Below are 13595 nucleotides of genomic sequence, written 5' to 3' on the forward strand. Positions count from 1 at the left end.
GAGAATACATTATATTTAGAGAAGGAAGGTTGAAAAATGGTTGTAAAAGATCAAGGTTCAATAGAATCCTATATAGCGTCTCCAGAGAAACTAAAAAACTTATATAGGCGTGTGTTGGTCGTTGTCAGTCTATCTCAAATTTTTGGTGGAGCTGGGCTTGCGGCAGGTATTACAGTAGGTGCTCTGTTAGCCCAACAAATGCTAGGGACAGATGCTTATGCAGGTGTACCGTCTGCATTGTTTACGTTAGGCTCTGCAGGGGCAGCTTTCATTGTAGGGAAACTGTCGCAGCGATATGGCCGTCGCACAGGCTTAGCAACAGGTTTTATAGTCGGTGGAATAGGGGCCATAGGTGTCGTTTTGGCCGCTATAATGAATAGTGTGATCGTTTTGTTCGCTTCTCTATTAATCTATGGTGCTGGCACTGCGGCGAATTTACAGGCTCGCTATGCTGGGACGGATTTAGCCAATGATAAACAACGTGCCACGGCGATTAGTACGACTATGCTGATGACAACGTTCGGTGCTGTTTTAGGTCCGAATTTAGTAGAAATGATGGGGAGAGTGGCGCTATCCATTGGTGTTCCAGCTCTTGCAGGTCCTTTTCTATTATCTGCGGTTGCCTTTATTGTCGCAGGGCTTGTGTTATTTATTATGTTGCGTCCTGATCCTTTAGAAATAGCTAAGGCCATTGAGGCACATCAGCAAAAAATGAACAAAGATAATAAAGCACCATCCTTGCATACAGCTGGCAATAAAAGAGGGCTAGCAGTAGGGGCAACGGTGATGGTTCTGACACAGATTGTCATGGTCGCAATCATGACGATGACACCAGTACATATGAAACATCATGGACATGGATTATCGGAAGTAGGCATTGTTATTGGATTTCATGTAGGGGCTATGTATCTGCCATCGCTTGTAACAGGTATTCTTGTTGATAAAGTTGGACGTACAGCCATGAGTATCGCCGCCGGTGTTACCTTGCTACTAGCGGGTTTATTAGCGGCATTCGCTCCAAGCGATTCGATGGTTTTATTAATAGTAGCACTTTCTTTACTGGGGTTAGGCTGGAACTTCGGTTTAATTAGTGGTACCGCACAAATTGTTGATGCGACCGAGCCGTCTACACGTGCAAAAACACAAGGGAAAATGGATGTTTTAGTTGCACTAGCGGGGGCATCTGGTGGTGCTCTATCAGGAATGGTCGTAGCGAATGCTAGTTATGCGGCATTGTCCTTAGCAGGAGGGCTATTGTCTTTACTGCTCATTCCCGTAGTGATTTGGTCTAAAAGAGCTTGAGCATAGTATAAACTACATTGGTTACGAAACAATCTTGTTTGGGGATAGTTTCAAAGTTTAAAGAGTTGCTTCAAAGAAAAGTGAACCATTTCCTATAGTTATTTTCTTTCTCGATAAATAGTATTTTAATAAAAAAAAATGGCTGCTAATGGTGAAAAAGCAGACGAAAGCTGTACCTCTCATTTTTCAAAGTAAAAATCTAACAAGACAAATAAAAACACCTTTCGTTGATAAACTTATCAAATCAACGTGAAGGTGTTTTTCTGTGGGGACAAAAGTTTTTATCCAGTGTGAAAATGGAAGAAGTTGAAATGTGAATAGCGTGAACTCTATAAAATAAGCAGGAAAATTAGAATTTCTAAGTTTATCTATTCATACAAAATATAGTTTTCCAGTAAAAAATATGTCAATATTGATCCCTAAATCCACTCATTATTAGAAAAATGTAACAAATATAGACTTATTTAGTTTGTTTTAGTGGTTTTTCAAAAAAATAAACGACATAAAAATCTATTTTCATCATTAAATAGCCTATTTATGTTGTTTTTTGCCAAAATATGTGTCTTTCTCTAAAATTTATGTTATTAGGGATGTCTATTCTTATTAAGAACTTTCCTAATATCAATAGTAGATTAGAGGTGTACAAATGTAGAACAAATTGTAATAAAAATAGTGTGGCAATCTATGTAGGGAGGTACAAACAATGAAAAAGAAAATAATTACAGGGTTGATAATAACATCGATTGTTGCTACTGGAGTGAGTCCTATCCATTCTTTTGCAACGCCTATAGTGCAAGTAGAAATGCAAGAGGAGAACGTAGCTCTGTCCTCATCATTAAGAAAATTAGGTGCACAATCAAAGTTGATTCAAATGTATATAGACAAAGCTTTAATGAACCCTAATGTACAGTTAGAGGAAGTACCAGCTTTAAATACAGAGCAATTTCTAATAAAACAAGATATGAAAGAGTGGGCAGTGGAACTTTATCCAAAGTTAATTTTACTCAATTCAAAAAGTAAAGGCTTTGTAACAAAATTTCAGGCCTATTATCCTACATTAAAAGAATTTGTAGACACTAAGGAAAATAAGGAAGGCTTTTTGGATAGATTGGAAGTTCTTCAAGAAATGGTTCTGACAAACGAAGAAAGTGTTCAATACCAAATGAATGAGCTAACAGATCTTAAATTACAGCTTGATAAAAAACTAAAAAATCTCGATACTGATGTGATAAAAGCGCAGGAGGTACTAAGCGCAGAGGGAACAGGGAAAATAGACAAGCTAAAGGCTGAATTACTAAATACAAAAAAATCAATTCACAATGATTTACAGCAAATCGCATTGATACCAGGAGCTTTAAATGAACAGGGACTCAATATTTTCCAAGAGATTTATAGTCTTTCGAAAGATATCATTGAACCAGCAGCTCAAATAGCGGTGGCAGCCTATAACAAAGGTAAGGAAATTAACAACGCTATTCTAGAAGCAGAGAAAAAAGCAGAGCAAGAAGCAAAAGAACAGGGGAAATCTATTCTAGAGATTGAAGCAGCTAAAAAAGAGGCTCGTGAAAAAATTGAGAAAGATAAACAAGCTGAAATTGCTGCAGCCGCTGCTACAAAATCAAAAGAGTATGACCTTATGAAAACAATTGACCCAGAAAAAATCAAAAAAACATATAATACCTTCGCTGAAGTTAACAAACTAATGGCTGAACAAAGAGCATATTTAGATGATTTAGAGATCCAAAATCAAAAACTATATGATTTAACAAAGAAACTAACAATAGCAGATTTACAACAATCCATGCTTCTTCTTATGCAGCATGATTTGCATACATTTGCTAGTCAAGTAGATGTAGAAATTGACCTATTGAAACGCTATAAAGCAGATTTGAACCTAATAAAAAATAATATAACAAAATTATCAACTGATGCGGCAAATCAACTGTCTCAACAAGATACATTAAGAAGATTAAAAAATATAATCAATCAACTTGAGGAACAGGTTAATAAATTTTGATGCTTAAAATTTGTAAAAACCTATCGAAAAGTAGGGAGGAAAAAATATGAAGAAATTTTCGTATAAGGTGTTAACCTTGGCTGCATTGACAACGCTTTTAACTGCTAATAATAGTACATCTATTCATGCATTTGCACAAGAATGGAGCGCTCAAAAAGAGGTCGTTCAAAAACAGGATAATTATGAATTAGGACCTGAGGGACTGAAGAAGGCGTTAGCGGAAACGGGATCTCATATTCTTGTAATGGATTTGTACGCAAAAACAATGATTAAGCAACCGAATGTAAATCTCTCCAATATTGATCTAGGGTCAGAAGGGGGAGAATTAATCAAAAATATTCATCTTAATCAGGATCTGTCTCGAATCAATGCAAATTATTGGTTAGATACAGCGAAGCCAAAAATTCAAAAGACAGCACGTAATATCGTGAATTACGATGAACAATTTAATAATTATTACGACACATTAATAGACATTGTCCAAAAAAAAGATAGGGAGGGGCTAAAAGAAGGCATAGGTGATCTAATCAGTTCAATTCATACAAATTCAAAAGAAGTGACAGAAGTAATTAACATATTAGAAAATTTCAAAACGAAACTCTATACAAATTCAATTGATTTTAAAAATAATGTCGGTGGTCCAGATGGGAAGGGTGGATTAACGGCCATATTAGCTGGAAAAGAAGCATTGATTCCACAACTTCATGCTGAAATTCAGCAGCTATCTTCCACTCAGAAAGACCATTTTAACAATGTATTGGCATGGTCAATTGGAGGAGGATTGGGAGCAGCTATTTTAGTTATTGGAACGATTGCAGGAGGGGTAGTAATTGTTGTGACTGGTGGAACAGCAACGCCGGTTGTTGTTGGTGGCCTTACAGCACTCGGTGCAGCTGGTATTGGTTTAGGGACAGCATCCGGTATTATGGCATCTAATCATATGAATGCCTATAACGAAATTTCCCATAAAATAGGGGAATTAAGCACGAAAGCTGATCTTGCTAACCAAGCCGTTATTGCACTTAATAACACAAAAGACACGTTGACATATTTGTATCAAACAGTGGATCAAGCAATCATGTCTCTAACAAACATCCAAAAGCAATGGAATACAATGGGGGCAAATTATAAAGACTTATATGATAATATCGATCAAATGCAAGATCATAAGCTCTCTTTAATACCTGATGATTTAAAAGCAGCTAAACAAAGTTGGAATGATATTCATAAAGATGCGGAATTTATTGCAAAAGACATTGCTTTCACACAAGACTAATGCACAAAAACTTAAAAAGTATATAGGGAGGAATATAAAATGAATAATAAGTTTCTTTACAATCTACTTGCTGTATCAGCCGCTTTAACCCTGACATCCACTTCTATAGTGTCACCAGTAACCGCTTATGCAACTACAAGCAAAATGGAGCAAACGAACTATGATGATACGTCTCTTTCAGCAAATGAAGCCAAAATGAGAGAAACCTTGCAAAAGGCTGGGCTTTTTGCAAAATCTATGAATGCTTATTCGTATATGTTGATCAAAAATCCAGATGTGAACTTTGAAGGAATAAATATTAATGGATACGAGGATTTACCGGGTAAAATTGTACAAGACCAAAAGGATGCAAGAGCACACGCCCTTACATGGGATACAAAAGTAAAAAAACAGCTGATTGATACATTGACGGGGATTATTGAATACGATACCAAATTTGAAAATTATTATGACGTCATTGTATATGCAATAAATGCAAATGATGGAGAAACATTAATAGAAGGAATTACAGATTTACGAGAAGAAATTCAAGAAAATCAAAAATGTGCACAACAATTAATAGAAGCGTTAACGGAATTAAGAGACAATATTGGAAAAGATGTCAGAGCATTTGGAAGTAACAAAGAGCTCTTACAGTCAATTTTAAAAAACCAAGGGGCAGCAGTTGAGGATGATCAAAAACGCTTAAATGAAGTTTTAGAATCAGTAAACTATTATAAAAAATTAGAATCTGATGGAATAATAACAATAGCGGTGCCTACTATTCCTACACTAATTGCCGGCGGTATTATGTTGGGGATTGCAAAAGAGAATTTAAGTCAATTAGAACCGTTATTAAAACAATTACAACAGACAGTTGATTATAAATTAACATTAAATCGCGTAGTTGGAGTTGCGCATAATAGTATTAGTGAGATGTATAATGCACTTGATGATGCGATTAATGCTCTCACTTTTATGTCTGCACAATGGAATGACTTAGATTCTCAATATACAGGAGTACTCAGACATATTGAGAATGCAGCTGACAAGGCCGAACAAAATAAATTTAAATTTTTACTTCCTAACTTGAATGCAGCTAAAGACAGCTGGAAAACATTAAAAATAGATGCAGTCACATTAAAAGAGGGAATAAAAGAATTAAATCTAGAATCTTCAAAGTAGATTACTTTACTTTTTGCTATTGATAATTGGTATGAATTTCTATTGCATCGTTTTTTATGATATAAAAAACGATGCAATGCACCTGTTAATTTCATCTAATAAGACTTATATTTTAAAAGAGGTAGATTGGGAAAAACGTTTTTTGAAGCTACTCTTTATAGCTTGTTTATCCATTTTTTGAAAACATTGGATATTGGAGTATAATAGAATGCTTTTGTTAGATCTGACATACTCACCTCAACTAAAATTGGATAAATGGTAGTTTTTAGTGAGTGAAAGAGAAGGAGATTGTATTTATGGTGATATTAAAAAGTAAGAAAGTAATCGCAAGTATATGTTTTTTCTTTACAATGCTTTTTTCTTTAGGTGGTGTCCACTTAACTTCTCTGGCAGCTTCCGAACAAAATAATCTAAATTTATCAGAGTGGATGAGAGAAATACCTAACTCTCGCGCATTAGCAGAAATTTCTATTCCAGGAACCCATGATAGTGGTACATTCAGACTGGAGGATCCTATAAAATCCGTATGGGCAAAAACGCAAGAAAATGACTTTCGCTCTCAAATGGATCAAGGTGTCAGATTTTTTGACATCAGAGGACGTGTAACAGATGATAATACAATTGTTCTACATCATGGACCTGTTTATCTTTATGTAACACTCCAGCAATTTATTAATGAAGCCAAAGAATTTTTAAAAAGTCATCCAAGTGAAACCATTATAATGTCTCTAAAAGAAGAGTATGAATCCATGCCAGGAGCAAAAGAGTCATTTGCTAGAACCTTTGAAAATAAGTATTTTGGAGATTCTATTTTCTTGAAGACAGAAGGGAATATAACTTTAGGGGATTCTCGTGGAAAAATCGTACTCTTAAGAAGATATTCTGGTAGTACGATGACTGGTGGATATAAAAATTTTGCGTGGAAAGATAACGCAACATTTACTTCTATGACAAATGGTAATGTGAAAATAACGGTACAAGATAAATATAATGTGAACTATGAGGAAAAGAAAGCAGCAATTGATAGTATGCTAAAAGAGACAGCATTAAATAAAGATAACCCAAATCACATTCATATCAATTTCACGAGTTTGTCTTCGGGTGGTACGGCTTGGAGTAGTCCGTATTACTATGCTTCCTACTTGAATAGCATTACTGCGGCTAAAGTGAGATTAGAGCATCTAAAGAATCTTGAAACAAAAGCTGGATGGATCATTATGGACTATATAGGTGATAGATGGAATCCGAAATTACATGAAGAGATAATACGTTCTAATTTTCGCAATCTACCAACTGATGAGCCACACTTATTTGAGCATATAGATGGAGAGGGAATAGATTTGACTTATCTTCCACATTCTCAATGGAATGATCAAGTGTCATCCATTTTATTAAAACCTTATACAGAAATAACTATCTATGAGCATAGTAATTTTACAGGGAATAGTGTAACGATAGCAAACACAACTGGTTCAGCACAATTATTCAATTTAACGTCTTATAACTTCAATGACAAAATGTCAGCCTATACGTGGAAACTAATTCGTTAAGATTATCATACGAACAGTATTTATAAGCGTATAATCTTAGACCTGCCACTCTTACTAGCGTTGATGTCACGCTGTGCATGACAAAAAGGACAAGTTCATTATCCCTTATAAGGTGATTTCTCCACCTAGAAAATTAAGTGGCGTCATCTTTGAACAAAGATAAATGTTCCAGCTGTGATTTGGTTTAGAAGTGCAGCGTAGTACAATTGTATAGAAGCGCTTTTTAGATCTTACCCATATCTTTTTAGGGTAAGATCTTTTCAATCGGAACTATTTTGTGGGAGAAGCGTCACAATGTTAAATTGTAGGAAAGCGAAGAGTAGGTATAGAAGTGGAGTTAATCACAGATAAATTAATCATGATTGCTTTATTCATTTTAATCATTCATGCTATTGAAACACTTGCTTATGCCGTACGTTTATCAGGGGCACGTGTTAAATTACTAGCATCGGCTTTATCTCTTTTTAATGTGATGGTCATGGTGTCGAGGCTGGCGAATATGATGCAGCAACCATTTACAGGAAGTCTTGTTGATACAGCACCAGCCGATCAGGCTTTGATACATGTAGAAAACCAATTTCGAGTGATTATTGGAGCGGCATCACTTGGAACATTACTAGGGATCTTACTAATCCCAACCTTCATAGCTATTTTTTCAAGGGCTATCGTCCATTTGGCAGAGGAAAGAGGCTCAATCCCCGCTTTATTGAAAAAGGGCTTTACGTTTGAATATGTAAGACGAGGTATGAAGCACATTCATAAACCTCATTTTACTTATTTAAAAGGTATTAGCTTACGGGATATACCAATGAAATTATTTGTTATCAATATTGTCATAACAGCGATTTATACCATTGGCGTTTTATCTGCTTTGTATGCCACTTTGTTAGTACCAGAACTAAAGACTACTGCGGTTATGGCATCTGGATTAATCAATGGCATAGCGACGATACTTTTGATTCTATTTATTGATCCTAAAATATCCATACTGGCCGATGATGTTATCAATAAGAGAGGAAGTTATCTTGAATTAAAAAAAGCTTCCGTTATGATGATGTTCTCTAGATTTTTAGGAACGATTGTGGCACAGCTATTATTGATTCCTGGCGCCCATTATGTAGCGTGGTTTGCACAGCTGATTGCTTGAATAGAATCCTCTTCCTTTATCGTTTTTTCGTATAGAGGAAGGGGGTTTTTTATTTTGGGGACGTCAGCTATTGATAACAGTGTGTGGTAAAAGGGAAGTGAAGCAGATATATAGTATAATGTATGTGAATAATACATTGGAAAAGGGGAACGAACGTATGCCGACGATACTTGTTGCGGATGATGATGCGAATATTCGTGAACTTGTTTGCCTTTTTCTGCGCAAAGACGGGTTCACAACAGTGGAGGCCGAGGATGGCAAAGAAGCTCTAGCCATCTATCACTCAATGCCTGTCGATCTTGTTGTGCTGGATATTATGATGCCGACGATGGATGGCTGGACATTATGTAAGGAGCTGCGCAAAGTAAATGCTGAGCTTCCCTTACTGATGCTAACAGCAAGGGGGGAAACATGGGAAAAAGTGAAGGGCTTTGAGCTCGGAACAGATGATTATTTGACAAAGCCTTTTGACCCACTAGAGTTGACGGTACGAGTAAGGGCTCTTCTAAAGCGCTACAGGATTGGCTACTCACAGATCATTCAACTTGGTCAAATCATGCTGGATCGTCAGACCTATAAAATTAAAAATGGAACAGAGTCTATTTCGCTGCCGCTAAAGGAGTTTGAATTATTATATAAGCTTGCGGAAACACCTGGGCAGGTCTACACACGAGAGCAGCTGATCGATCAAATTTGGGGAATGGATTATGCTGGCGATAATCGAACGATCGATGTACATATTAAGCGTCTGCGCGAGCGCTTCACTGCAACAACTGAATTTCAGATTGAGACAGTACGAGGTCTTGGCTACCGACTTGAGGTTAACGAATGATTCAATCATTATATACGCGTGTCGTTTTAACATTTCTAGTTGCCGTAATTGGTGGCACAACTATATCCTTTTTTATGGCAACATGGGTATTTGAAGATAAATTGAATGAAAACTTACAAATCCCCCTAGTGAATTTTGGTCAGGACATTGTCCATATATTTGAGACATTGCCATTTAATGAAGCAGAACAATTTATTCGTGAAATGCATCAGCTTGAATCCTACTATATCCGCATTTATGAAGAAAAGGGGCAGTTCAAATCCTACGGAGAGCAAAAGGGTGTTCCACTGGCCAATGTAACAATGACACAAGTTCAAAGTGTACTGGATGGGGAAGTCATTCAAGTTAATCCGGGTGGTGTTTCGTCTATTTTTGTAGGAATGCCACTACAAACTGCAATGGGGACTAAGGCGATGTTTATCGAACCCATCTCCCTCCCTTCTACTTCCTTTGCTATAAAATTGATATTGAATTTTGCTACTTATGCTCTTGTTATTGGCAGTGTCGTGTTTATAGTGGCTGCTAGGTTTCTCGTCAAGCCAATAAAAAAATTGACAACAGCAACAAAGCATATTGCAGGTGGAGATTTCAATGTCGAGTTAAATATTAAACAATCAGGGGAGCTAGGTACCTTGGCCAAAAGTTTTGAGGACATGGCGGAGGGGTTACAGCAATTGGAGCAAATGCGGAGAGAGTTTGTATCGAACGTCTCACACGAGGTTCAGTCACCACTTACTTCCATATCAGGCTATGCAGCAGCATTGAAGCAAGTAGATATTACAGACGAGGAGAAAAGTCGCTATCTTGATATTATCATGTCGGAAGCAAAGCGAATGTCTAAGATGAGTGATAGCCTGTTAAAGCTAAGTTTGCTCGAGTCGAAGACACAGCCAATGCAATGTGCGACGTTTAGTCTGGATGAGCAAATTAGGCGAGTAATTATTGCCATTCAGCCGCAATGGTCTGCTCGCAACATCCAGTTTAATCTTCATTTACAGGCTGTTCATATAATGGCTGATTATGACCAATTAAATCAGGTATGGACCAATCTTCTTACTAATAGTATTAAATTTTCCAATGAAGGTAGTATGATTGAGGTCAGTATGAAGCAGGACGCTCATCATGTGATAGTACGAGTAAGTGATTCGGGCATTGGGATTTCTTTAGAGGATCAGAAGCGTATTTTTGAGCGGTTTTTTAAGGCGGATCGTTCACATAGTCGTAAATATGATGGGAGTGGAATGGGTCTCGCAATCGTTAAGCAAATCGTATCATTGCATCAAGGAGACATTCAAGTAGAGAGTAAGCTTGGACAAGGAACGACCATTATTATCCAATTACCTCTTATCACACAGTAAATGCGTGAGATAGCGAAATTTTTTTGTTGTTCATATTGCGTTCATATTACCGTCATATAGTAGACATCTTCGTCCTTTACACTGATCAATAACAGCTAAGTAAGCTAGCTGGAATAACGGTTGTAAGGGAGGAAAGCACGAGCAAAGATGAACCTCGTGCATAAAAATGAAAAAATTTTTTCGAATCTTACTTAAAACAATAGCTGTTATCGGTTTAACGATAGTGCTGCTACTTGCTATTGTGTTTATTGTAAACATTATTTGCAACAAAATAGAGCAAGGGAAAATAGAACACTATGGTCAGCTCATTACTGTGAATGAGGGAAAAATGAATGTTACCATCCAAGGGAAGGGGGCAGAAACAATCGTCCTACTACCAGGCTTCGGAACAGCAGCACCAACACTTGATTTTAAGCCACTTATCGAAGAACTGACTCCTCATTACAGAGTCGTTTCAATAGAGCCTTTTGGCTATGGTTTAAGTGATGATACCGATAAAGAACGAAGCACCGACAACATAGTGAGTGAGATTCATGAAGCTTTACAGGCGTTGAAAATTGACCGCTATATGCTCATGGGACACTCCATAGCAGGTATTTATGGACTCGATTATGTCAATCAATATCCGAATGAGGTGACTGCATTTGTCGGGATTGATAGCAGTGTGCCTACTCAAGACGGTATGGATACGAAATTCCCAATTAAGTCGTTACAACTTCTCAAAAAAACCGGGATCGCTAGAGTTCTTATAAAATTTTCAGATGATCCATATGCTGGCCTACCGTATGATGATGACACAAAAGAACAAATACGGATGATTACAAACAAAAACTTTTATAATACGAGCACTTCCAATGAATTAACAAATATAGAAATGAATTTTACAGCAGCCAAAAACGTAACTTTCCCTAAAGATTTACCTCTTTTGTTATTTGTTCAGGCGAAAAGTGAAGGCATTGAAAAAAATTGGATACCATTGCATGAAGAGCAAGTCAAAAATTCAGTTCATGGAAAAGTAATCACATTGGACGGTGACCATTACTTACACCATACAAGATCACAAGAAATTGTTGAAAACCTAAAAGAATTTATGGATAACTGATAGTTATAGCATCTTACCTCTTTGTTGTTAGAGGTAAGATTTTTTATTGAAATTCATGAAAATAAAATACCTCCCCCAATGAAGTCGCTTTAAGTAGCAATCTAATTGTCCCATTCTTTTACATGGATGTAATCCATACTTCGATAAGCGTTGAATAGCTTCCTGTTTATAATCAGATAGTAGTGATTAATGAAACAGGTTAGGAGTATCTTGTATGAAAAACTATCAATTTATTGCTTTACTAGTAGTAACAACCTTTTTAATGGGTTCATCGTTTGCTATCGTAAAATTAGGATTACCGTATTCATCACCATTATTATTGGCTGCCCTTCGATTTATGCTGGCAGGGATTCTAATGGTCATTGTTGTCATGATTTTCAAAAGACCTCATCCGACCTCAAAGAGAGAATGGCTCAAGCTATGCATCATCGGAGCATTTCAAACGGCTGGTGTAATGGGGTGTATTTTTTTAAGTCTACGCACCATTACAGCAAGTGAATCATCTATTTTAACATTTACAAACCCTTTACTCGTTGTCATATTTGCCACCATTTTTACCAAAGTACGCTATCGTTTCTATCAGTGGATCGGGGTTGTGCTTGGCTTAATCGGAGTGATCATTACAATGGGGGCACAAGTTGAATTGAAAATAGGTCTTCTATTTGGACTTTTATCCGCTGTATTTTGGGCGATTGCAACACTTTTAGTGAAAACATGGGGAATGTTCTTTGATACATGGGTTTTATCAGCCTATCAAATGCTGTTTGGGGGCTTACTCCTTTTGCTAGGAAGTGTCGTGTTAGAGCAACCATACTTTATTGTCAATCCACAGTCATTATTGATTTTGTTATGGCTTAGTATTTTTTCTTCCATCATTCAATTTGCAGGCTGGTACTATCTTCTTCAAAATAGTGATCCAGGAAAAACAAGTGCCTATTTATTTTTAGCACCTTTTTTTGGGGTGCTAACAGGATGGGTAGTATTAGACGAAACGTTACATGAATCGTTAGTGGTTGGTGGGTTATTTATCATTAGTGGGATTTATTTAGTAAATCGTACTTTTAGTAGAATAAAGGGCTAGTGGGGCAATCCAAAAGCCCTCTATTCTTCTAGCTGTCTAAATGAAATACCTCTTTAAAACCTCTTTTACCTTTCTCAGTCACTTTAATGGCGCGAATAGATGGTACACGTGTAAGCCAGCCGAGGTTTAATAATTGGTTTAATAGACCATGGCCTAGTGCACCTGCTAAATGGTAACGTCGTTCACTCCAATCTAAACAAGCAGGTGAAAAGGAGCGTCGTTTTCTTTTTAAAGCAGCTAGATCCATCCCGAATGTAGTAAAAAATAAAGTGCCTTCATCTGTCAGGATAAATTGTTTGTCCTCTAATTTTAGATAGCCTGCATCCACCATTGACTCTGTTAATTGGACACCTAATTTACCAGCTAGATGGTCATAGCAAGTTCTAGCATCCTGCAATAATTTCATTTGGCTAGATTGTTTTAAAGAACGTACTTCAGGTGGCGGTGAGATGACGAGAAAAGACTCAAGAAATTGAGCAATGTCCTCACCAGCTAATTGAAAATAACGGTGCCGCCCTTGTTTTTCAACTTTAATCAGCTTTCCTTCTACTAATTTAGCAAGATGAAAGCTAGCAGTTTGTGGTTTAATGGCAGCCATATACGCCAGTTCACTAGCTGTATGAAAACGCCCGTCCATCATGCTAGCAAGAATGGTTGCTCTTGACCTTTCGCCAAGAAGTGCCGCTACCTCCGCCATGTTTGGATTAATTCCCATATGTCACAATCCTTTCAGTTTTCTATATTTTGATTTTAGTTAATTTCATTA

General features: G+C 36.9%; 10 protein-coding genes and 1 pseudogene. 10 read left to right on the plus strand and 1 reads right to left on the minus strand.

What is annotated here, in order from left to right:
- Positions 1 to 36 precede the first annotated feature (36 nt).
- From MHI34_RS17115 to MHI34_RS17160, 10 genes and pseudogenes are all read left to right on the plus strand, one after another.
- A complete protein-coding gene (locus MHI34_RS17115) occupies positions 37 to 1302 on the plus strand; it encodes an MFS transporter (RefSeq protein ID WP_342503693.1) in 1266 nt (421 codons plus the stop codon).
- Between the two features lie 703 nt (positions 1303 to 2005).
- Positions 2006 to 3319, plus strand: coding sequence for an HBL/NHE enterotoxin family protein (locus MHI34_RS17120; protein WP_058844565.1), 1314 nt, complete (start codon positions 2006 to 2008; stop codon positions 3317 to 3319).
- A 46-nt stretch (positions 3320 to 3365) separates the two neighbouring features.
- Positions 3366 to 4595 carry an HBL/NHE enterotoxin family protein gene (locus tag MHI34_RS17125; RefSeq protein ID WP_340811405.1) on the plus strand — a complete coding sequence of 410 codons (1230 nt, stop codon included), beginning with the start codon at positions 3366 to 3368 and terminating at the stop codon, positions 4593 to 4595.
- 39 nt (positions 4596 to 4634) lie between these two features.
- Positions 4635 to 5759: an HBL/NHE enterotoxin family protein gene (locus tag MHI34_RS17130; RefSeq protein ID WP_036126924.1), complete on the plus strand. Its 1125-nt coding sequence runs from the start codon at positions 4635 to 4637 to the stop codon at positions 5757 to 5759.
- A gap of 350 nt (positions 5760 to 6109) precedes the next feature.
- Positions 6110 to 7048, plus strand: a pseudogene (locus MHI34_RS17135) (phosphatidylinositol-specific phospholipase C domain-containing protein); the annotation flags it as partial.
- Between the two features lie 619 nt (positions 7049 to 7667).
- Complete coding sequence (locus MHI34_RS17140) at positions 7668 to 8456, plus strand: lipid II flippase Amj family protein (RefSeq protein ID WP_340809829.1); 789 nt, start codon at positions 7668 to 7670, stop codon at positions 8454 to 8456.
- 157 nt (positions 8457 to 8613) lie between these two features.
- The gene (locus tag MHI34_RS17145; RefSeq protein ID WP_058844595.1) at positions 8614 to 9288 is read left to right on the plus strand and encodes a response regulator transcription factor; all 675 of its coding nucleotides are present in this window, start codon (positions 8614 to 8616) and stop codon (positions 9286 to 9288) included.
- Complete coding sequence (locus tag MHI34_RS17150) at positions 9285 to 10646, plus strand: HAMP domain-containing sensor histidine kinase (protein ID WP_342503694.1); 1362 nt, start codon at positions 9285 to 9287, stop codon at positions 10644 to 10646. The genes MHI34_RS17145 and MHI34_RS17150 overlap by 4 nt, the downstream gene beginning before the upstream one ends.
- 166 nt (positions 10647 to 10812) lie before the next feature.
- Positions 10813 to 11748 (plus strand): alpha/beta hydrolase, encoded by a 936-nt coding sequence (locus MHI34_RS17155; RefSeq protein ID WP_036126917.1) that lies wholly within the window; start codon positions 10813 to 10815, stop codon positions 11746 to 11748.
- A gap of 214 nt (positions 11749 to 11962) precedes the next feature.
- Positions 11963 to 12829 carry a DMT family transporter gene (locus MHI34_RS17160; protein WP_101966748.1) on the plus strand — a complete coding sequence of 289 codons (867 nt, stop codon included), beginning with the start codon at positions 11963 to 11965 and terminating at the stop codon, positions 12827 to 12829.
- 28 nt (positions 12830 to 12857) lie between these two features.
- Here MHI34_RS17160 and MHI34_RS17165 read toward each other — a convergent pair whose 3' ends face one another.
- Positions 12858 to 13544, minus strand: a complete 687-nt coding sequence (locus MHI34_RS17165) for a winged helix-turn-helix domain-containing protein (protein WP_058844570.1) — start codon at positions 13542 to 13544, stop codon at positions 12858 to 12860.
- Positions 13545 to 13595 lie beyond the last annotated feature (51 nt).

Origin of the sequence: Lysinibacillus sp. FSL L8-0126 (assembly GCF_038630385.1) — a bacterium.
Lineage (GTDB): Bacteria > Bacillota > Bacilli > Bacillales_A > Planococcaceae > Lysinibacillus > Lysinibacillus fusiformis_D.

Excerpts from the sequence above, each read along its gene's own strand:
- MHI34_RS17140 (WP_340809829.1), top strand. The coding sequence starts at position 7,668 with ATGATTGCTTTATTCATTTTAATCATTCATGCTATTGAAACACTTGCT.
- MHI34_RS17165 (WP_058844570.1), bottom strand. The coding sequence starts at position 13,544 with ATGGGAATTAATCCAAACATGGCGGAGGTAGCGGCACTTCTTGGCGAA.
- MHI34_RS17150 (WP_342503694.1), top strand. The coding sequence starts at position 9,285 with ATGATTCAATCATTATATACGCGTGTCGTTTTAACATTTCTAGTTGCC.
- MHI34_RS17155 (WP_036126917.1), top strand. The coding sequence starts at position 10,813 with ATGAAAAAATTTTTTCGAATCTTACTTAAAACAATAGCTGTTATCGGT.
- MHI34_RS17145 (WP_058844595.1), top strand. The coding sequence starts at position 8,614 with ATGCCGACGATACTTGTTGCGGATGATGATGCGAATATTCGTGAACTT.
- MHI34_RS17120 (WP_058844565.1), top strand. The coding sequence starts at position 2,006 with ATGAAAAAGAAAATAATTACAGGGTTGATAATAACATCGATTGTTGCT.
- MHI34_RS17160 (WP_101966748.1), top strand. The coding sequence starts at position 11,963 with ATGAAAAACTATCAATTTATTGCTTTACTAGTAGTAACAACCTTTTTA.
- MHI34_RS17130 (WP_036126924.1), top strand. The coding sequence starts at position 4,635 with ATGAATAATAAGTTTCTTTACAATCTACTTGCTGTATCAGCCGCTTTA.
- MHI34_RS17125 (WP_340811405.1), top strand. The coding sequence starts at position 3,366 with ATGAAGAAATTTTCGTATAAGGTGTTAACCTTGGCTGCATTGACAACG.
- MHI34_RS17115 (WP_342503693.1), top strand. The coding sequence starts at position 37 with ATGGTTGTAAAAGATCAAGGTTCAATAGAATCCTATATAGCGTCTCCA.